18 protein-coding genes are annotated in these 20,492 nt (G+C 62.3%); 15 read left to right on the top strand and 3 right to left on the bottom strand.

The genetic code is table 11. The features are described 5' to 3' along the window. The first annotated feature begins 59 nt into the window (after window positions 1-59). The 5 genes from NKI49_RS22395 to gnd all read left to right on the top strand — a co-directional run bounded on the left by NKI49_RS22395 (window position 60) and on the right by gnd (window position 4,949). Window positions 60-416, top strand: coding sequence for a hypothetical protein (locus NKI49_RS22395; RefSeq protein WP_352604204.1), 357 nt, complete (start codon window positions 60-62; stop codon window positions 414-416). A gap of 97 nt (window positions 417-513) precedes the next feature. Then, window positions 514-1,053, top strand: coding sequence for a copper chaperone PCu(A)C (locus tag NKI49_RS22390; protein WP_352604202.1), 540 nt, complete (start codon window positions 514-516; stop codon window positions 1,051-1,053). Window positions 1,054-1,093: 40 nt separating this feature from the next. Next, a complete protein-coding gene (locus tag NKI49_RS22385) occupies window positions 1,094-1,612 on the top strand; it encodes a YcnI family copper-binding membrane protein (RefSeq protein WP_352604200.1) in 519 nt (172 codons plus the stop codon). Between the two features lie 150 nt (window positions 1,613-1,762). Continuing rightward, window positions 1,763-3,355: a copper resistance CopC/CopD family protein gene (locus NKI49_RS22380; RefSeq protein ID WP_352604198.1), complete on the top strand. Its 1,593-nt coding sequence runs from the start codon at window positions 1,763-1,765 to the stop codon at window positions 3,353-3,355. Window positions 3,356-3,521: 166 nt separating this feature from the next. Continuing rightward, on the top strand, window positions 3,522-4,949 hold the full coding sequence (gene gnd / locus NKI49_RS22375) for an NADP-dependent phosphogluconate dehydrogenase (protein WP_352604196.1): 1,428 nt from the start codon (window positions 3,522-3,524) through the stop codon (window positions 4,947-4,949). A 46-nt stretch (window positions 4,950-4,995) separates the two neighbouring features. Here gnd and NKI49_RS22370 read toward each other — a convergent pair whose 3' ends face one another. Continuing rightward, the gene (locus NKI49_RS22370; protein WP_352604194.1) at window positions 4,996-6,051 is read right to left on the bottom strand and encodes a LacI family transcriptional regulator; all 1,056 of its coding nucleotides are present in this window, start codon (window positions 6,049-6,051) and stop codon (window positions 4,996-4,998) included. 405 nt (window positions 6,052-6,456) lie between these two features. On the opposite strand from NKI49_RS22370, the gene NKI49_RS22365 reads away from it, so the two are divergent. From NKI49_RS22365 to NKI49_RS22330, 8 genes are all read left to right on the top strand, one after another. Next, window positions 6,457-7,695, top strand: a complete 1,239-nt coding sequence (locus NKI49_RS22365; RefSeq protein ID WP_352604192.1) for an ABC transporter substrate-binding protein — start codon at window positions 6,457-6,459, stop codon at window positions 7,693-7,695. 113 nt (window positions 7,696-7,808) lie between these two features. Beyond that, a complete protein-coding gene (locus NKI49_RS22360; RefSeq protein ID WP_027023625.1) occupies window positions 7,809-8,702 on the top strand; it encodes a carbohydrate ABC transporter permease in 894 nt (297 codons plus the stop codon). Window positions 8,703-8,745: 43 nt separating this feature from the next. Beyond that, complete coding sequence (locus NKI49_RS22355; protein WP_352604308.1) at window positions 8,746-9,627, top strand: carbohydrate ABC transporter permease; 882 nt, start codon at window positions 8,746-8,748, stop codon at window positions 9,625-9,627. Beyond that, the gene (locus tag NKI49_RS22350) at window positions 9,627-10,727 is read left to right on the top strand and encodes an ABC transporter ATP-binding protein (RefSeq protein ID WP_352604190.1); all 1,101 of its coding nucleotides are present in this window, start codon (window positions 9,627-9,629) and stop codon (window positions 10,725-10,727) included. Before NKI49_RS22355 ends, NKI49_RS22350 begins: the two co-directional genes overlap by 1 nt. Window positions 10,728-10,767: 40 nt before the next feature. Continuing rightward, a complete protein-coding gene (locus tag NKI49_RS22345) occupies window positions 10,768-11,514 on the top strand; it encodes a sugar phosphate isomerase/epimerase family protein (RefSeq protein ID WP_027023628.1) in 747 nt (248 codons plus the stop codon). Between the two features lie 11 nt (window positions 11,515-11,525). Then, on the top strand, window positions 11,526-12,668 hold the full coding sequence (locus tag NKI49_RS22340; RefSeq protein ID WP_352604188.1) for a Gfo/Idh/MocA family protein: 1,143 nt from the start codon (window positions 11,526-11,528) through the stop codon (window positions 12,666-12,668). 134 nt (window positions 12,669-12,802) lie between these two features. Further along, window positions 12,803-13,849: an L-glyceraldehyde 3-phosphate reductase gene (gene mgrA, locus NKI49_RS22335; protein ID WP_352604186.1), complete on the top strand. Its 1,047-nt coding sequence runs from the start codon at window positions 12,803-12,805 to the stop codon at window positions 13,847-13,849. Between the two features lie 222 nt (window positions 13,850-14,071). After that, window positions 14,072-14,476, top strand: a complete 405-nt coding sequence (locus NKI49_RS22330; protein ID WP_352604306.1) for a transcriptional repressor — start codon at window positions 14,072-14,074, stop codon at window positions 14,474-14,476. A gap of 13 nt (window positions 14,477-14,489) precedes the next feature. Here NKI49_RS22330 and NKI49_RS22325 read toward each other — a convergent pair whose 3' ends face one another. Both NKI49_RS22325 and polA read right to left on the bottom strand, forming a co-directional pair. Continuing rightward, window positions 14,490-14,942, bottom strand: a complete 453-nt coding sequence (locus NKI49_RS22325; protein ID WP_352604184.1) for a hypothetical protein — start codon at window positions 14,940-14,942, stop codon at window positions 14,490-14,492. Then, on the bottom strand, window positions 14,942-17,890 hold the full coding sequence (polA, locus tag NKI49_RS22320) for a DNA polymerase I (RefSeq protein WP_352604304.1): 2,949 nt from the start codon (window positions 17,888-17,890) through the stop codon (window positions 14,942-14,944). Before polA ends, NKI49_RS22325 begins: the two co-directional genes overlap by 1 nt. 425 nt (window positions 17,891-18,315) lie before the next feature. Between polA and NKI49_RS22315 the strand changes: the two genes are divergently transcribed. After that, window positions 18,316-19,701, top strand: a complete 1,386-nt coding sequence (locus NKI49_RS22315) for a M20/M25/M40 family metallo-hydrolase (RefSeq protein WP_352604182.1) — start codon at window positions 18,316-18,318, stop codon at window positions 19,699-19,701. Between the two features lie 123 nt (window positions 19,702-19,824). Beyond that, window positions 19,825-20,445: a ribonuclease D gene (locus tag NKI49_RS22310; protein WP_027023634.1), complete on the top strand. Its 621-nt coding sequence runs from the start codon at window positions 19,825-19,827 to the stop codon at window positions 20,443-20,445. Window positions 20,446-20,492 lie beyond the last annotated feature (47 nt).

Below are 20,492 nucleotides of genomic sequence, written 5' to 3'. Positions count from 1 at the left end.
TCCTTCCCTTGTCGCTTGAAGAGGCAGATGGTTTGAACGGCCGGGGGAGACGGTGGAGCATGCCGGTCGCGCTTGTCGCGGCCTACCTGCTGCTGCTCCAGTCGACGCTCGGCGCGTTCGCCTTGGGGACCGGGCCGAGCGCGTCGCAACTCGATGCCTTCGGCAATGTCATCTGTACCCGCGAGGGCGCGGCTGAGCTTCCCGGCGGCAATCCGCTGCCCTCGCACCTGCCGACATGCTGCGTGCTCGGCTGCGGCATGTTCTCGCCTGCCTTTGCGCCGCCGCCTGCCGCCGCGCTTGCGCCGGGCAGTCTTTCCTTCGAGATTGTCGCCTTTGTTTTCCCGGCGACAACGCATCTCGACTTCGCGCGCGAGCGCTCGCCGTCGAACCCGCGCGCGCCGCCACAGACGGCCTGAGCCTGCTTGCCTGCGGAACTTTCCGCGGGCGTACCCATCCAAGGATCAAAACTGCTCGCGACCGACGACGGCGCGACCATCATTTCATGGAGTAACCATGTCCCATTCTTTTCCTATTGCGGCGGGCACTATGCTCGGCCGCATTCTGTCACGCTTCCAAGAGCGGCTCGGCGTCGCTGTACTGGCCTTTGTGCTCGTGTTCTCAGGCGGCGTTCAGTCCGCCTTCGCGCATGAGTTCAAGGCCGGTGATCTCGAGATCGGTCATCCCTGGTCGCGCGCCACGCCGACCGGCGCCAAGGTGGCCGGCGGCTATTTCACCATCACCAACAAGGGCAGCGCGCCGGACCGGCTTGTGTCGATTTCCTCCGACGTCTCGGACAAGGCCGAACTGCACGAGATGGGCGTCAAGGACGGTATCATGACTATGCGCCCGGTTGCCGGTGGCCTGGAAATCCCGGCTGGCGGCAAGGTGGCAGTTGCGCCTGGCGGCTATCACCTGATGTTCATCGGACTGAAGCGGCAACCCAAGCAAGGCGAGACATTTTCCGCCACGTTGACCTTCGAGAAGGCTGGCCCGGTCAGCGTCGATTTCGCCGTCGAAGGCATGGGTGGGGGCACGGACGATCACGCCAATTGATCGCGCCGATCCGTAAAATTTTGAAATCAGAGAGACCATTATGAACAAGTATCTCTTGTCGGCCGCCGCGCTTCTTGTTTTGGGAACCAGTGCCGCCTTCGCGCACATCACGCTCGAAACCCAAGAAGCGCCCGTGGGGTCGACCTACAAGGCAATCCTGCGGGTGCCGCATGGGTGCGACGGCAAGGCGACGACCGCCCTGCACGTGCAGATCCCGGAAGGTGTGATCGCGGTCAAGCCGATGCCGAAGCCGGGCTGGACGCTGCAGGTCAAGAAGGGCAAATACGAGAAGTCCTATCAGCTCTACGGCCAGGCGGTGACCGACGGGGTCAGGGACGTCGACTGGAGCGGCGGCAGCCTGCCGGATGAATTCTACGACGAGTTCGTCTTTCGCGCGACGCTGACGGCGGATCTCCCCATCCACCAGAAACTCTACTTCCCGGTGGTGCAGGAATGCGACGGTGCCGCCAATCGCTGGATCGAGATTCCAGCGGCGGGGCAGGATGAAGACGCCCTGGAGAATCCGGCACCCGGCATCAAGCTGCTACCGAAGAAGTAATCTGTCTCGCGGCGCGCTCTTGAGTTTTGTTTTATGCATGTCGGAGTTCCGAAACCGGCTACCATTTTTGGGCGACGACATGCATTTGGGGGCGCGCCGCTATTTTATGGCACAGGCATGAATGCGATATCCTCACCGCGGACGGTTGGCATGACTGGCAAGTTCGTTGGTGGGTTATTGGCTGTGGTTATGGCGCTCATCGTCATGGCCTCGGCAAATCAGGCCTTCGCCCACGCCGCGCTGATCAAGACTGATCCCGCCGACGGTGCGGTGCTGGCGCAGGGTCCGGCGCAATTCTCGCTGACCTTCAGCGAGCCGGTGTCGCCGCTGGTGCTGACACTGGTGAAGCCCGATGGCACGCCGGTTCCGCTAACCAGCTTCCGCCTTAGCGAACAGACAGTCGAGATCGACAATCCGGAGGGGCTTAAGCCCGGCACGCATGTGCTGAGCTGGCGCGTCATTTCCGCCGACGGTCATCCGGTCGGCGGCTCGCTGCTCTTTTCCATCGGTGCGGCGAGCCAGCCGCCGGCTGTGTCCGAGGCCGTCGACCGGCCGCTGCGGTCGGCGATCTGGATCGGCAAGCTCTTTCTCTACATCGGGCTTTTCCTCGGTGTCGGTGGCGCCTTCGCTCTCGCATGGCTGGCCGGGGATGGCCGCGCCGGGTCGCGCTTCGCTACCGCTGCGATATTGTGCGGGCTGCTTGCGGCGCCGCTGTCGCTTGGCTTGCAGGGTCTGGATGCACTCGGAGCGCCGCTGTCCCATCTGGCGCAGCCTGCCATCTGGCGGACTGGGCTTGATACAAGTTTCGGCTCAACAGTGCTGGTCGCCCTGATGGCGCTGGGGCTCGGCCTGATGTCGCTGGCTGGGCCGCGCACCACGGCCAGGCCATTTGCCCTTGCCGGGCTGGCCGCAGTGGGCATCGCGCTTGCCGTCAGCGGTCATGCCAGTGCGGCTGAGCCGCAATGGCTGACCCGGCCGATGGTGTTCCTGCACGGCGTCGGCATTGCTTTCTGGGCTGGCGCGTTGGTGCCGCTCGGCTTGGCGCTGAAAGGTAAATCGGCGGAGGCCGGGCTCTTTCTGCGACGGTTTTCACGAATGATCCTGCCTGTCGTGGCCGTGCTCGCGGCGGCCGGGATCGTGCTCGCCGTCATCCAGGTGCAGACGCCGATGGCGCTGGTCAACACCGTCTATGGCCGGCTGCTGCTGATCAAGCTGGGGCTGCTGGTGTTTCTGTTCACGCTCGCCGGCGTCAACCGCTGGAGGCTCACCGCGTCGGCCGAGGCGGGAGTGACGGAAGTGCGGCGCCGGCTCTCCCGCTCGATCGGCGTCGAAATGTTGATCGTGCTGGCGATTTTCGGTGTTGCCGCGGGCTGGCGCTTCACACCACCGCCGAGGGCATTAGCGATCGCGGCGGCGCAACCGGTCTCGGTTCATATCCACGCGCTGAAGGCGATGGCCGATCTCAGCATCACGCCCGGCCATGCCGGGCCGGTCGTCGCCTCGATGATCATCATGACCGGCGATTTCGGACCGCTCGACGCCAAGGAGGTGACATTGGTGCTGTCCAAGCCCGATTCCGGCATCGAGCCGCTGAAGCGCGCGGTGACCAAGTCCGGCGATGGCAGCTGGCGCGTCGACAACCTTGTCATCCCGGTTGCCGGCAAGTGGACGGTGCGCCTCGACATCCTGGTCTCCGACTTCGAGATGGTGAAGATCGAAGCGCCGGTAGACATCAGGCCGTGACCGACAAATGGGATGCCTAATGCAGGCTATACCTGTGGCCGGCGGCAACACAATTTGGCGAGGCTGTTGACGCGACCCGAAAGGGCCGTCAATCATCCCCCGAAGAATGGGCATCCGCGCAAATCGCGAGCTCGAAACAACAAGATCCGAAAGCAGGGAAGAAACGATGGAAAAAGCCGAAATCGGCCTGATCGGCCTTGGCACGATGGGCTCCAACCTGGCGCTCAACATCGCCGAGCATGGGCACCGCATCGCTGTCTTCAACCGCACAAGGGCACGCACCGATGCCTTCATCGAGAATGCCGGCGCGCTGAAGAACATGGTCGTGCCCTGCTACAGCCTGCAAGAGCTCGCCGCCGCCATCCGGCCGCCGCGTCCGATCATCATCATGGTGCTGGCCGGCAAGCCTGTCGACGAACAGATCGCCGCCTTGCGCGGCGTGCTGTCCAACAACGACATCGTCATCGATGCCGGAAACGCCAATTTTCGCGACACGATGCGGCGTTTTTCCGAGCTTTCCGGCTCGGACCTCACCTTCATCGGCATGGGCGTGTCCGGCGGCGAGGAGGGCGCGCGCCACGGCCCGTCGATCATGGTCGGCGGCACCGAGGATTCCTGGAAGCGTGTCGAGAAGGTGCTGACAGCGATCTCCGCCAAGTTCAAGGACGAGCCCTGCGCGGCGTGGCTCGGCACCGATGGCGCCGGGCATTTCGTCAAGACCATCCACAACGGCATCGAATATGCCGACATGCAGATGATCGGCGAGATCTACGGCATCCTGCGCGACGGTCTCGGCATGGGACCGAAGGATATCGGCGCGGTGTTCGCCGACTGGAACAAGGGCCGGCTCAATTCCTATTTGATCGAGATCACTGCCAAGGTGCTGGCATCAGACGATCCCAAGACCGGCAAGCCGGTGGTCGACATCATCCTGGATCGCGCCGGCCAGAAGGGCACCGGCAAGTGGTCGGTCATCGAAGCACAACAGCTCGGCATTCCGGCAACCGCCATCGAGGCAGCGGTGGCGGCCCGCGTCTTGTCGTCGATCAAGGACGAGCGGCTGGCTGCGGAAAAGGCCTATGGCGACATCGGCGTGACCAGGATTTCCGGCGACAGGGACGCGTTGCTGCATGATCTCGAGCTGGCGCTGTTCGCCGGCAAGATCGCCGCCTATGCGCAGGGCTTCGCGGTGATGAGTGGCGCTTCGAAGGAGTTCAACTGGAACCTGCCGATGCCGACCATCGCCAAGATCTGGCGCGCCGGCTGCATCATTCGTTCGCAGATGCTCGACACGATGGCCGAGGCTCTTGGAAGTAGTGGCGCTTCGACCAATCTGCTGATGGCGCCGGCGTTCATCGCGATGATGAAAGAGGCCCATCCGTCACTGCGGCGGATCGTGGCCAGAGCTTCCGAAGCCGGTTCGCCGGTGCCGGCGCTGGCTTCCGCACTTGCCTATTTCGACAGCTATCGCCAGGGTCGCGGCACTTCGAACCTGATCCAGGCGCAGCGTGACTTCTTCGGAGCCCACGGCTTCGAGCGTATCGACGGGGCTGGCGCGTTCCACGGCCCATGGGGAAGCGGCGCGGCTGGCTAGACAGAGTCCTGGAGAAGTTCATCGTTTCGCGGAACGGTGAATTGCTCTAAACGGCCACTGGCTGGCTGAACGCCTGAACGTCGCCGGAGACGACCAGGCTCTGCAGCGAGCCAGGCGCGGCGCCGCCGATCCAGCCGAGCACCGAGCGGGCAAGCTCGGAGCCGGCCAGCCGGAAGTTCTCGTTGACCACCAGCAATTCCCGGCGGAACAGGTGCAGCAGGTCCGACGACTGCTTGGACACGACGTCGACGTCGCGGCCGAGCTTGAGGCCGGCATCCTCAATGCCGGCGACGATGGCGAGTGTCGCGGCTGCGGCGCTGCTGACGAAGCCGTCCGGCCTGACATCGCGGCGCATCAGCTGTGCGGTCCGGCTCCTGATCTGCTCGATCGTATGGTCGATCGAAACGGTGTTGAACGGGACTTCGGTCGCACCAACCTCGCTCAGCGCATCCGCGAAGCCGTCCAGCGTGTGGCTGTAGTAGGTCAGCCCGGGCGGTGGCGACAGAAGCGCAAGCTTGCGCCGGCCCATGCTCGCCAACCGGCGCACGGCTTCCATCGCGAAAGCGTGGTTATCGAAGTCGTGGTAGGGGTGGACGAGACCCATGTCGGTGCGGCCATGCGTGGCAAAAGGCATGCCGTGCTCAAGCATGTAGCGGGCGCGCGGATCGTTCGGTTGGGTGCGCGAGATGATGACGCCGTCGGCCGAGCCGGTCTCGACCAGGTAGCGGATTGGCTCCATCGGATCCTGCGAGCGGGAATAGGGCGTGACGATCAGGTGATAAGGCGTTTCGGAGAGCACTTCCGAAACGCCGTAGATAATGTCCGAGACGAAGCTCATGATCTCGCGATCGGTGTTGAGCACGAGGCTGATGACATTGGTCCTGCCGGTGCGCAGCCGGACGCCCGCGCGGTTTGGGCGATAGCCGATCTGCTTTGCCACCAATTGTACGCGACGCCTGGTTTCGGCGCCGATCTCGGGCGCATCCTTCAAGGCGCGCGACACGGTGGTGACGCCGAGCCCGGTCATGAAGGCAAGCGTCTTCAGCGTCGGCCGTTCCTGCGCCGACGCCCCTTCGTTCTTTCCTCTACGCTGTCTATCCATTCGTCCCGCCCGTCAGGCGCATAGCAGTCGCAAGCCGGGCGGGCAATCGCCGTCATTGCGATGCGATACGCGTTCCAGCCCCAGCGAAGCCTCAATATACTGAAACGTTACAGATTGCCAATGTTCTCGCGCAGCCAGCCGATGCGAGTTGGAGAAGTCCTTTTGCAAAACCGTTGGGATTCCAGAGAAAAACATTCCTGCCGCCGCTTTTTGCCGGTCCTCACGCATTGCGTTGCGATTTTGCGCTGCAATGGCCTATGTTGCGATGCACAAAGGCGCGGCTGCTCGTCTGAATTTGTTCGTAGCTCGAAAAAATATTGGACCCGTATTGCCGATGGGGTTGCACACTCCACGCAATTGCCGTATCGAAAATCTGTAACGTTTCAGATTCTGGGAGGAACCGAAATGCGATATAAGCTTTTGACCGCTGCGCTGGCGACGACCGCCGCACTGCACTTCACCGGCCCGGCCGCCGCGACGGATCTGGAGGTCACTCATTGGTGGACTTCCGGCGGCGAGGCGGCTGCGGTCGCGGAACTCGCCAAAGCTTTCGACGCCACCGGCAATCACTGGATTGACGGCGCCATTGCCGGCTCGGGCGGCACTGCGCGGCCAATTATGATCAGCCGTATCACCGGCGGCGATCCGATGGGCGCAACCCAGTTCAACCACGGCCGGCAAGCGGAAGAACTGGTGCAGGCGGGCCTGATGCGCGATCTCACCGACATCGCCACCAAGGGCAAATGGACGGAAGTCGTGCGGCCGAAGGGCCTGCTCGACAGCTGCACTATCGACGGCAAGATCTATTGCGTGCCGGTCAATATCCATTCCTGGCAATGGCTGTGGTTGTCGAACGCCGCCTTCGAAAAGGCCGGCGTGCCGGTGCCGAAGAACTGGAACGAATATGTGGCGGCCGCCCCGGCGCTGGAGAAGGCAGGCATCATCCCGCTCGCTGTCGGCGGCCAGCCCTGGCAGTCGTCGGGCGCCTTCGATGTGCTGCTTGCCGCGGTTGGCGGTACGGATGCGTTCCTCAAGGTCTACAAGGACAAGGACGCCACATTCGCCGCAGGTCCCGAGATCGCCAAGGTGTTCAAAGCCGCGGACGATGCCCGCAAGATGGCCAAGAACACCAATGTGCAGGACTGGAATCAGGCAACCAATCTCGTCATCACGGGGAAGGCCGGCGGCCAGATCATGGGCGATTGGGCGCAAGGTGAGTTTCAGGTCGCGAAACAGACGGCCGGCAAGGATTATACCTGCCTGCCGGGTCTTGGCCTGAATGAGATGATCGCCACCGGTGGCGATGCCTTTTACTTCCCGCTGTTGAAGGATGCCGAAAAAGCCAAGGCACAGGAAATTCTGGCCGAAACGCTGCTCGATCCCAAGACGCAGGTTGCCTTCAACCTCAAGAAGGGCTCGTTGCCCGTGCGCGGCGACGTCGATCTCCAAGCCGCGAACGACTGCATGAAGAAGGGCCTCGATATCCTGGCCAAGGGCAACGTGATGCCATGGACGGACCAACTGCTTTCGCAGGACACCCAGAAGCAGAAGGAAGACCTCTTCTCCGAGTTCTTCGCCAAGCCTGAGATGACCGTGGAAGAGGCGCAGAAGCGCTTCGCCGACATTGTCGGCTCTGCCGACTGACGACAGACGAGCCGCCCGTACTCCCGGCCCTGCCAAAGCAGGCCGGGGGAAGGGCATGTGACTTGCCGCCCTTACCCTATCCAGCCCGTAACCCTTCCAGCATGGCTGTACCGATGAGCAAGAGCGAACGCCCCAACCAACTCTTTCGCAACCTCAATGCAAAGATCGCTTCGATCCCGATGGTCCTCACCGCACTGGTGATTTTTGTCGGCGGCACAGCGTGGACGGTGCTCTATTCCTTCACCAACTCGAAGTTGTTGCCGCGGCTGAACTTCGTCGGGCTGGACCAGTATCATCGGTTATGGGCGGCGCCGCGTTGGCTGGTCTCGATCGAAAACATCGCGATCTACGGCGTGCTGTCACTGGTGTTCTCGCTGGTCATCGGCTTCATGCTCGCTGCCCTGCTCGACCAGAAAATCCGCTTCGAGGACACTTTCCGCACCATCTTCCTCTATCCCTTCGCGCTCTCTTTCATCGTCACAGGTCTGGTCTGGCAATGGCTGCTCAACCCGGACTTCGGAATTCAAAGGGTGGTACGCGACCTCGGCTGGGAAAGCTTCAGCTTCAATCCGCTCTATAATTCCAGCATCGTCATCTACGGGATATTGATCGCAGCTCTCTGGCAAGGCACGGGGCTCATCATGTGCCTGATGCTGGCGGGCCTGCGGGGCATCGACGAGGACATCTGGAAGGCCGCGCGGGTTGACGGCATTCCCACCTGGAAGACTTATCTATTCATCATCATCCCGATGATGCGGCCGGTCTTCATCACCACGCTGGTGATCATCGCGTCCGGCATCGTCAAGGTCTATGACCTCGTCGTCGCCCAGACCAGCGGCGGTCCGGGCATCGCTTCCGAAGTGCCGGCCAAATACGTCTACGATTACATGTTCTTTGCCCAGAACCTCGGCCAGGGTTTTGCCGCTTCGACCATGATGCTCTTGTCGGTGATGATCGTGATCGTGCCGTGGGCCTATCTCGAATTCGGAGGCCGGAAGCGTGTCTGACGATACCGCAACACTGTCCGCGCCGAATGTTCTCCAACGCGAGATGGCGGGCCCAAGCGGGCCTCGCCCGCGGCACGTGTTCTCACGCCGCAACATTTTCCTTTACGGCACGCTCATCGTGATGGCGCTCTACTACCTGCTGCCGCTCTACGTGATGGTGGTGACGTCGCTCAAGGGCATGCCGGAAATCCGCCTCGGCAACATCTTCTCGCCGCCGCTCGAGATCACCTTCGAGCCTTGGGTGAAGGCCTGGTCCAGCGCCTGCACCGGCCTCAATTGCGACGGGCTTTCGCGCGGCTTCTGGAACTCGGTGCGCATCACCGTCCCCTCCGTGATCCTGTCGATCGCCATTGCTTCGGTGAACGGCTACGCGCTGGCAAACTGGCGCTTCAAGGGTGCCGACACGTTCTTCGTCATCCTGATCGTCGGTGCCTTCATTCCCTATCAGGTGATGATCTATCCGATCGTCATCATCCTGCGCGAGGTCGGGCTCTATGGCAGCCTCAGCGGCCTGGTGATCGTCCATTCGATCTTCGGCATGCCGATCCTGACGCTGTTGTTTCGTAACTATTTCACGTCCATGCCGGAAGAACTGTTCCGGGCGGCGCGTGTCGACGGCGCCGGTTTCTGGGGCATCTATCTGCGCATCATGCTGCCGATGTCGCTGCCGATCTTCGTCGTAGCCATCATCCTGCAGGTGACCGGCATCTGGAACGACTTCCTGTTCGGTGTCGTCTACACCCGCCCCGACACCTATCCGATGACGGTGCAGCTCAACAACATCGTCAATTCGGTGCAAGGTGTGAAGGAATACAACGTCAACATGGCCGCCACCATCCTGACCGGCCTAGTGCCGCTCGTCGTCTACTTCATTTCCGGCAAATTGTTCGTGCGCGGCATTGCCGCCGGCGCGGTGAAAGGGTGATGGCGATGGCGGCAAACGGCACCAGTGTTTCCATCCAGGACCTGTCGCTGAATTTCGGCGCGGTATCGGTGCTGCAGACGCTTAATCTCGATGTGGCCGAAGGCGAGTTCATCGTGCTGCTCGGGCCTTCCGGCTGCGGCAAGTCGACCTTGCTCAATTGCATCGCCGGTCTGCTCGACATTTCCGAGGGGCGTATCTTCATCAAGGGCAAGAACGTCACCTGGGAAGAGCCGAAGGACCGCGGCATCGGCATGGTATTCCAGTCCTACGCGCTCTATCCGCAGATGACGGTGGAGAAGAACCTGTCCTTCGGGCTGCGCGTAGCCGGCATAGCCAGGGACGAAATCGCCAAGCGCATCGCGCGCGCCGCCGAGATTCTCCAGATAGAGCCGCTCTTGCAGCGCAAGCCGTCGGCGCTTTCCGGCGGCCAACGCCAGCGCGTGGCGATCGGGCGGGCGCTGGTGCGCGACGTCGACGTCTTCCTGTTCGACGAGCCGCTTTCCAATCTCGACGCGAAGCTGCGCTCGGAACTGCGTGTCGAGATCAAGCTTCTGCACCGCAAGCTGCAGAACACGATGATCTACGTCACCCATGACCAGATCGAGGCGATGACGTTGGCCGATCGCATCGCGGTCATGCGGGGCGGCGTCATCCAGCAGCTCGACGCGCCACAGACCATCTACAACCGGCCGGTCAACCGGTTTGTTGCCGGTTTCCTTGGCTCGCCGGCGATGAATTTCATCGACGGCAGGCTGGATAACGCGGATGGCGGTTGGCGCTTCGTGGCCGAGGGTCTCTCGATTCCGCTCGGCACGTATCATTTCGACAAGCAACCGGTCCCCGGTCCAGTCGTGTTCGGCATCAGGCCCGAGCATGTCAGTCTCAACAGCGGCACGGGCTGGCCGTTCTCGACAGCCACCAATGTCGAGGTGGTCGAACCGATGGGTTCCGACACGCTGGTCTGGATGAAGCTTGCCCAACAGCATTTCAGCGTCCGGGTCACCTCGGAACGCACGCCCAACAACGATGAGGCGGTGACCGTCGGCTTCGATCCGATGCGCGCCTCGCTCTTCGACGCCGCAACCGGCAACCGCCTGTAATTCAAGCTCCTACCCATCCCAAGCAGAACGGACAGAGACGATGAACTGGTCATTCCAACTTTACAGCGCCCGCAATTTTCAGCCCTGGGAAGGCGTTCTCGCTACGCTCGGCAAGCTCGGTTACACCCAGGTCGAAGGATTCGGCGGCGTCTATGACGATCCCAAGGCCTTCCGCGCCGAGCTCGACAAGAACGGTCTTGCGATGCCGACCGGGCATTTCTCCATCGACGCGCTCGAGAATGATTTCGACGGCGTGCGCAGGATCGCCGAGGCGCTCGGCATCGAGCTGCTGATCTGCCCCTATCTGCTGGCTGAACAAAGGCCGTCCGATGCCGCCGGCTGGCGTGGTTTCGGCGAGCGTCTGGCCAAGGTTGGCGAGACCGCCGGGAAGGCCGGCTACGGCTTTGCGTGGCACAACCATGATTTCGAGTTCAAGACACTGGCGGACGGCTCGGTGCCGCAGGATCACATCTTGTCTTCCGCGCCTGACATCGGCTGGGAGATGGATGTCGCCTGGGTGGTGCGCGGCGGCGCCGATCCGCTGCCCTGGATCGAAAAGCATGGCAAGCGCATCGTCGCCGTCCATGTCAAGGACATGGCCAAGCCGGGCGAGGGACTGGATGAGGACGGCTGGTCGGATGTCGGTCACGGCACGATCGATTGGGCCGGCCTCATCAAGGTGCTGCGGGCCAAGAGCGCCGCAAAATACTTTGTCATGGAACAGGACAACCCGAACGACGTCGAACGCTTCGCCCGCCGCTCGATCGCAACCGTGAAGAACTACTAGGAACAAACATCATGGCAAAGAAACTGGGTATCGGCGTCATCGGCTGTGGCAACATATCGAAGGCGTATTTCTCGCTGGCGCCGCTGTTTCGCGGCATAGAGATGCGCGCGTGCGCCGACATCAACATGGATGCCGCCAAGGCGCGGGCGAAGGAGTTCAAGCTGCGCGCCGAGACGGTCGACGGGATTCTCCAGGCAGACGACATCGACATCATCGTCAATCTGACCATCCCGGCCGTGCACTACGAAGTGTCGAAGCAGGTGCTCGACGCCGGCAAGCACGTCTATTCGGAAAAGCCTTTCGTGCTGTCGGTCAAGGAAGGACTCGACTTGAAGAAGCGGGCCGAGAAGAAGGGACTGCGCATCGGCTCGGCGCCCGACACCTTCTTCGGCGGCGCGCATCAGCTGGTGCGTAACCTGATCGACACCGGCAAGCTCGGCAAGATCACCAGCGGCACCTGCCACGTGATGGGCCACGGCATGGAGCACTGGCATCCCAATCCCGACTTCTTCTTCCAGCCGGGCGCCGGTCCGGTGCTCGACATCGGGCCGTATTACATCACCAATCTGATCCAGCTGATCGGGCCGGTGAGGCAGGTGGCGGCCTTCGCGACAACCCCGGCCAAAGAGCGCACCATCTCGTCAAAACCTCGTGCGGGCGAGAGAATCCCGGTCAACACGCCAACCACCATCCACGGCCTGCTGGAGTTCGAGAACGGTGCGGTGGTGACGCTCAACACAAGCTGGGACGTCTGGAGCCACGGCCATGCGCCGATGGAACTCTATGGGGAGGTGGGCAGCGTCTTCGTGCCGGATCCGAATTTCTTCGGTGGCGACGTACGCTTCACGGAAGCGGCCAAGCCGATCAAGAAACTGCCGAAATGGGAGCATCCGTTCGGCGTACCAAACGAGATGCATTCGCAAGGCATGATGGCCAATTACCGCACCGCAGGCCTCGCCGACATGGCATTGGCGATCGCGGAGGGCCGGCCGCACCGCTGTTCGATGGAACTGGCGTTGCATGCCGTCGATGTCATGACCGGCATTCTGCGCTCGGGCGAAACCGGCAAGTTCGTCGCCATGCAGACGACTTGCGAGCGGCCAGCGGCGCTCGGTATCAAGGAGGCGAAAGGACTTCTCGCCAAGAAGAAATAGGCTGCGGCGATTATCGATAATTTTGACTACCCTCTCCCGGTTCCTCCGGAGAGAGGGTAAAGGGTGAGGCGCCGGGCCTGTTCTCCGCGTTAGCGGTGACGGTGCCCGGTCCGTTCAGATGCAAGGATCTTCCCATGCCCTATGTCGCCGCCGAAAACCGCTATGAGAAAATGACCTACAACCGCTGTGGGCGGTCCGGCCTGAAGCTGCCGGCGATCTCGCTGGGGCTGTGGCACAATTTTGGCAACGACACGCCGCATAAGACCAAGCAGGCGATCGTGCGCAAGGCCTTCGACCTCGGCATCACGCATTTCGACCTTGCCAACAACTACGGACCGCCGCCCGGCTCCGCCGAGACCGCTTTTGGCGAAATCCTGCGCACCGACTTCGCCGCCTACCGCGATGAAATGATCATCTCGACCAAGGCCGGCTACGAAATGTGGGCCGGCCCCTATGGCGAATGGGGCGGACGCAAATACGTGCTGGCCAGCCTCGACCAGAGCCTGAAGCGGATGGGGCTCGACTATGTCGATATCTTCTATTCGCACCGCTTCGATCCCGAGACGCCGCTGGAAGAAACCATGGGTGCGCTCGATCATGCGGTGCGTTCGGGCAAGGCACTCTATGCCGGCATCTCTTCCTACAACTCGCAGCGCACCCGCGAGGCAGCCGATATTCTGAAACAGCTCGGCACGCCGTGCGTCATCCACCAGCCGAGCTATTCGATGCTGAACCGCTGGGTAGAAGAAGATGGTCTCATCGATACGCTCGAGGGGCTCGGCGTCGGCTCCATCGTGTTTTCGCCGTTGGCGCAAGGCATGCTGACCGACAAATATCTTGGCGGCATTCCCGACGGGAGCCGCGCCTCCCAGGGCAAGTCGTTACGGCCGGCCTTCATTAACGAAAAGACCATCGCCAACATCAACGCCCTGAATGCGATCGCGGGCCGCCGTGGCCAGACGCTGGCGCAGATGGCGCTCGCCTGGGTGCTGCGCAAGGGCCGGGTGACTTCGGCGCTGATCGGCGCCAGCCGGCCGGAGCAGGTCGAGGACTGCGTCGGCGCGCTCAAGGTGCTCGACTTCAGCGATGCCGAATTGACGGAGATCGACAGTTACGCGCGCGAGTCCGACATCAATCTCTGGGCGGCCTCGGCCGAGCGCAAAGGCCCACCGAGAAAATAGTCGGCGCCGGCAGGGAAACCCGGCGGGGTCGCTCCCGCCGCTCGGAACGAACTCGTCTGTTACCCCATTCCGGATCGACATAGGCGATGCTCGGACAACGTTCCGGGCAGAGACGTTGGAAACAGTAGCAAAAATGCCTGTTCGTCGCTATCTGGGTGGGACAGGGATCGTTTGCGTGCGGAAATGCTGCGCGAGCGGCGCAAGACGAGTTGGAACCGGACCATGGCGGCAAGGGATGTGCTGACGAAGAACCAGTTGTGCGTGCTGGAGAAGCTCGAGACCGCCAGCGGGCCGCTCAGCGCCTACACCTTGCTCGACCAATTGCGCGAACGAGGTTTCCGCGCGCCATTGCAGGTCTATCGCGCGCTCGACACGTTGGTGAAATCCGGCTTCGTGCATCGGCTGGAAAGCATCAACTCATTCGTCGCCTGCGCCGAGCCACACGACCACAGCCACTCGATGACCGCTTTCGCTATCTGCGATACATGCGGGCAGGTGACCGAAATGTCCGACCACGATGTCGACCACCGGCTGAACGAATGGGTCAATTCGACCGGCTTCGCCGCCAAGAAGGCGGTGATCGAATTTCGCGGCACGTGCGCCAAGTGTTTGTCGGAAGCTGCTTAAGCTCTCTAGGCGTCTAGGCGCTGACGTCGTTAAGCCCGTCAGCGTGCGCTACAACTCGTCGACAAAGCGCGACGAATTGGTCAGCATCGAGATCGTTCTTTGCATCATTCGTGCGCCAAGCACAGATAGCAAAGTCTGCTGGACCGAGACCATCGTTCAAATGATCCACCGTAGGAAGCAGCGCAAGACTGGCCTTGTAGGCACGTCTTTCGCCTTTGGATCGTTCATTGTCGTAGGTGCTAATCAGCGCCCAATCCAGTTGCTCGCCTGTGTAGATGTCACGGCCTTCTGAAAATATGACCGCTTTATGGATGGCTGTCTTATAGCCGGCGATAGTCGCTTCTTTGTTTCCGCGTTTCCGATCGCGTGTTCGATGCGCGACAGCTTTTCTCTGTAGCCATCGTTCATACTTTGCTGGAGCGAGCGTTTCGCCAAGGAAGTTTGGTGTCTGGTACTTTCTTGGCATCAATGCGCCTCGTCCCAGTTGTTGGCGGCGCGGGCGTCGACATGCAGCGGCACCGACATCGATACCGCCGGCATGGCCGCATTCTCCATGACATGGCGCACGACGGGGATCGTCGCTTCGACTTCCGCCTCGACGGTCTCGAAGATCAGTTCGTCATGCACCTGCAAGAGCATGCGTGCCGACAGTCTTGCTTTCTCCAGCGCCTCCTCCATGCGCACCATGGCGCGGCGGATAATGTCGGCGGCGGTGCCTTGCAGGCGGGCGTTGATCGAGGCGCGCTCGTTGAAGGCCCGGATCGAGGGATTGGAGGAGCGAATATCCGGATAGTGGATGCGGCGACCGAAGATCGTTTCGACAAAGCCGTGCTCGCGGGCATAGGCCTTGGTCTCCTCGATATAGTCGCGGATGCCAGGGAAACGCTCGAAGTATTTCTTGATATAGTTGCTGGCTTCCTCGCGCGGTATCGACAGCTGGTTGGCAAGGCCGAAGGCCGAGATGCCGTAGATGATGCCGAAATTGATCGCCTTGGCACGACGGCGGATTTCCGAAGGCATGCCCTCCACCGGCACGTTGAACATTTCCGATGCGGTGATGGCATGGATGTCGGCGCCGTCGGCGAAGGCCTGCCGCAGTTGCGGAATTTCGGCGACATGGGCGAGCACGCGCAGTTCGATCTGGCTGTAGTCGGCCGAGACCAGCCGGTTGCCCTTGTCGGCGATGAAGGCGGTCCGGATCTTGCGTCCTTCGGCGGTACGCACCGGAATGTTCTGAAGGTTCGGGTCGGAAGACGACAGCCGTCCCGTCGTCGTCGCGGCCAGCGCGTAGGAGGTGTGGACGCGCTTGCTGTCCGGATGGATGAAGCCGGGCAGCGCATCGGTATAGGTCGACTTCAGTTTGGTCAGCTGGCGCCAGTCGACGATCTTGCGCGGCAGTTCGTGGCCCTCGGCGGCGAGGTCTTCCAGGAGCTGCGCCGAGGTCGACCACTGCCCGGTCTTGGTTTTTGAACCACCGGGAAGACCCATGCGCCCGAACAGGATGTCGCCGAGCTGTTTGGGCGAACCGATGTTGATGCGCTCGCCGATCAGCTGGTAGATTTCTTCTTCAAGGCGAGCAGCACCTTGCGCCAGTTCGCCCGAGAGCCGCGACAGGATCTGCCGGTCGACCGAGATGCCGCGCTGCTCCATGCGCGCCAGCACCGGCACCAGCGGTCGCTCCAGCCGCTCATAGACCGAGACAAGGCCCTTGGCGGCAAGCCGTGGCTTCAGCACCAGCCAGAGCCGCAGCGTCACGTCGGCGTCTTCGGCCGCGTGCGCGGTCGCCCTATCGACATCGACCTGATCGAACCCGACGGAGTTCTTGCCCGAACCGGTCACGTCCTTGAGCTGAAGAGGAGTGTGACCAAGCCATTTCTCGGCAAGCGAGTCCATGCCGTGACCATGGGGGGTGCCTGCATCGAGCACGTAGGAGATCAGCATGGTGTCGTCGAAAGGCGCTACATCGATGCCATAGCGGCTCAGGACGACAAGATCGTATTTCAGGTTCTGCGCGATCTTGAGAACAGATCTGTCTTCCAGCAGTGGTTTCAGCACGGCCAGCGCTTCGCGAAGCTGGATCTGGTTCTCGAGCACGCCGCCGCCGAGCAGGTCACCGTTGCCGCTCTTGTGAGCGAAGGGAATGTAGGCGGCACGGCCAGGTGCCGTGGCGATGGACAGGCCGATCAATTCGGCCTGCATCGGGTCGGCCGACGTCGCCCTGATGTCGAAAGCGGCAAGGCCGGTCTCGGTTGCCTCGGCGACCCAGGCTTTCAATGTCGCGACATCGCGGATGCAGTGATAGGCGCTGGTGTCGATCTTGCGAGCGGCGGCAGCCTCCAGCCGGAGCGCGGCCAACAGGGAAGGGGTGTCGCCGCTGATGGGCTTCCCGGCAGCGGGGGCCTGGCCTGCCTCGCCGTTTGGCGCAAGCCCCGCTTCGACAGCAGCTCCGGCGCCGACATCCGGCCCATGCGCGGCATCGGCGCGCTCGATGGCGACCGCAACGGCCTGGACATCACCGGCCTCCGTCGCCGTCACTTCCGCCACGCGGCGGGTCAGCGAAGTGAATTCCATGGTTTTGAGGAAGCCGATCAGCTTCGGCCCGTCCGGTGCATGCAGCACGAAGTCGTCCAGCCCCTCGGCCACCGGCACGTCGTTCTTCAGCGTCACCAACTGGCGCGAGATACGCGCCTTGTCGGCATTGGAAATGATCGATTCCCGCCTTTTGTCCTGCTTGATCTCGCCGGCGCGGGCCAGCAGCGTGTCGAGGTCTCCGAACTGTTCGAGCAGTTGCGCCGCCGTCTTCGGCCCGATGCCGGGCACGCCAGGGACATTGTCGACCGAGTCGCCGGTCAGCGCCTGCAGGTCGACCATCTTTTCCGGCGGGACGCCCCATTTCTCGATGACTTCGGGGATGCCGATCTGGCGATCCTTCATCGGGTCATACATGGCGACCGTGTCGCCCACCAACTGCATCAAGTCCTTGTCGGACGAGATGATCGTGGTGTCGCCGCCGGCCTCGCAGGCCAGCCGGCAATAGGTGGCGATGAGATCGTCCGCCTCGAAGCCTTCCATTTCGAGGCAAGGCAGGTTGAACGCCCTTGTCGCCTGACGGATCAGGCCGAATTGCGGGATCAGGTCCTCCGGCGGCGCCGAGCGGTTGGCCTTGTATTCGGGGTAGAGGTCGTTGCGGAAGGTTTTCGAGGAATAGTCGAAGATGACGGCGAAATGCGTCGGCACAATGCCTACATCCGTGTTGCGGGCGTCCTGCATCAGCTTCCACAACATGTTGCAGAAACCGGAAACAGCACCGACCGGCAGGCCGTCGGACTTGCGGGTCAGCGGCGGCAGCGCGTGATAGGCGCGGAAGATGTAGCCGGAACCGTCGACAAGGAATAGATGATCGCCTTTTTTCATGCCGGCAGGGATAGCGCGGCGCGGCGCGGCGGTCCATCGCAAAGGCGCCGGCACCCACCGGTTCCGGCAACACCTTGACAGCGGCGGGCGCGAGATCCGCCAACTCACGGCCATGTTACAAAAGTGTAATATTTGTGCCCTTGAATCGCCACGTTCGGAGACACAGATAGATCGCATCGGCAATTTTCGCCGAAGTCCGGAGCAAGGCCCGTCCCCCGCCTATCCCGGACTATTGCGGCAGCCTATCCCCCCTCTCCGGGCTGCCGCATCGTTTCGAGTAGAAGGCCGCCGTGGTTCCCCTCCACCACGGCGGTCTTTTTTTGCCTTGGACAGGCTTTCGCCGGCTCGTGGTCCAATGATCGCGGGCTTTCCGTTTTCCTGTCCTGCCTTTACGGTTCCGGTTCTGAAATCGAAAGGCTTAGCAAATGTCCGCAATTTCCCCCGTTCTCGATCGCCTCGACAACAACCTCGACCAGAGCCTCGAGCGCCTGTTCGGCCTGCTGCGCATCAAGTCGATCTCCACCGATCCGGCATATGCCGCCGACTGCCGCAAGGCGGCGGAATGGCTGGTGGCGGAACTCAAGCTGATCGGCTTCGATGCCAGCGTGCGCGATACGCCAGGCCACCCGATGGTGGTCGCGCATCATGACGGCCCGGCGGGTGCGCCGCATGTGCTGTTCTACGGCCATTACGACGTGCAGCCGGTCGACCCTATCGAATTGTGGGAAAACGATCCGTTCGCGCCCGGGATCAAGGAGGTCGGGCCCGGCCACAAGGTGATCACCGGGCGCGGCTCGGCCGACGACAAGGGCCAGCTGATGACCTTCGTCGAGGCTTGCCGCGCCTGGAAGCAAGTGCATGGCAATCTGCCATGCCGCGTCACCATCCTGTTCGAGGGGGAGGAGGAGTCCGGCTCGGCGTCGCTGAAGCCATTCCTCGAGGCCAATGCGGACGAACTCAAGGCCGACTTTGCGCTGGTCTGCGATACCGGCATGTGGGATCGCGATACGCCGTCGATCTGCGTTGGATTGCGCGGGTTGGTCGGTGAGGAGATCACGGTCAAGGCCGCCGACCGCGACCTGCATTCGGGCCTCTATGGCGGGGCTGCCGCCAACCCGATCCGCATCCTGGCGAGCTTGCTGGCCGACATCCATGACAGGGACGGCCACATTACCATCCCGGGTTTCTATGACGGGGTCGATGAAACGCCTTCGCAGGTCCTGAAATCATGGGAGACGCTCGGCGAAACGGCCGAGACCTTCCTCGGACCTGTCGGCCTGTCGATTCCTTCCGGCGAAAAGGGCCGCTCGGTGCTGGAACTCACCTGGGCGCGGCCGACAGCCGAGTTCAACGGCATCATCGGCGGCTATACCGGCAAGGGATTCAAGACGGTGATCGCGGCGGAAGCCTCGGCAAAGGTTTCCTTCCGCCTCGTCCACAAGCAGGACCCCAAGAAGATCCGCGCTGCATTCCAGCAATTCGTGAAAGAGCGCATTCCGGCCGACTGTTCGGTCGAGTTCCACGCGCATGGCGGTTCGCCGGCAATCCAGCTTTCCTACGACTCGCCCTTCCTGGCCAAGGCCAAGACCGCACTGTCCGACGAATGGCCGAAACCGGCGGTAACGACCGGCAGCGGCGGCTCGATTCCGGTGGTGGGTGATTTCCAGGCCTATCTCGGCATGGAATCGCTGCTGGTCGGCTTCGGCCTCAACGACGACCGCGTCCACTCGCCCAACGAGAAATACGAGCTCAGCTCCTTCCATAAGGGCCAGCGCTCCTGGGCGCGCATTCTCGATGCGCTGACACGCTGAAGGCGCGGAATTCACGTTTCCTGTTGATTTTTCAGCGGATCGCGGCGAGGACGGGCCACGAGACAAAGCGCCGCGGCGTCCCTTGCTGGCCAAGGGACGCTCAAGGCTCGACCGGAGAAGACAATGGCCGACATCCGTTTCCACAAACATGATCTGCCCGACCTCTCGCACTACAATGTGGGGGCGGTGGCGATCGACACGGAAACACTCGGCCTGAACCCGCATCGCGACCGGCTTTGCGTGGTGCAGATTTCGCCGGGCGACGGCAGCGCGGACGTCATCCAGATCGCACCGGGCCAGAAGAGGGCGCCGAACCTCGTCAGCCTGCTCAGAAACCGGGGCGTGGCCAAGCTGTTCCACTACGGGCGTTTCGACCTTGCCGTGCTCTACAATGCGTTTGGCGTCATGCCCGAACCGGTGTTCTGCACCAAGATCGCCTCCCGGCTGACGCGCACCTATACCGACCGGCACGGGCTGAAGGACATCTGCTTTGAACTTCTCGGCGTCGGCCTGTCCAAGGCGCAGCAATCGTCGGACTGGGCGGCGGAAATACTGTCGCCCGAACAGCTCGAATATGCCGCTTCCGACGTGCTCTATCTGCACCGGTTGCGCGATGTGCTGGCCGAACGACTGGCGCGAGAGGGGCGTACCAAGGAGGCGGATGCCTGCTTCCGCTTTCTGCCGACGCGTGCCAAACTCGACCTGATGGGCTGGGGCGAAGAGGATATTTTCGCTCATAGCTGACGGCCGTCGCGGCTATGGGTGCCGGCCGCCGTTTGGAACCAGAGGCA

It is taken from the genome of Mesorhizobium sp. M0587 (assembly GCF_040320945.1).
GTDB lineage: Bacteria > Pseudomonadota > Alphaproteobacteria > Rhizobiales > Rhizobiaceae > Mesorhizobium.
The sequence above is the reverse complement of the archived record's forward strand: the minus strand, read 5'-3'. Positions and strand labels throughout refer to the sequence as shown.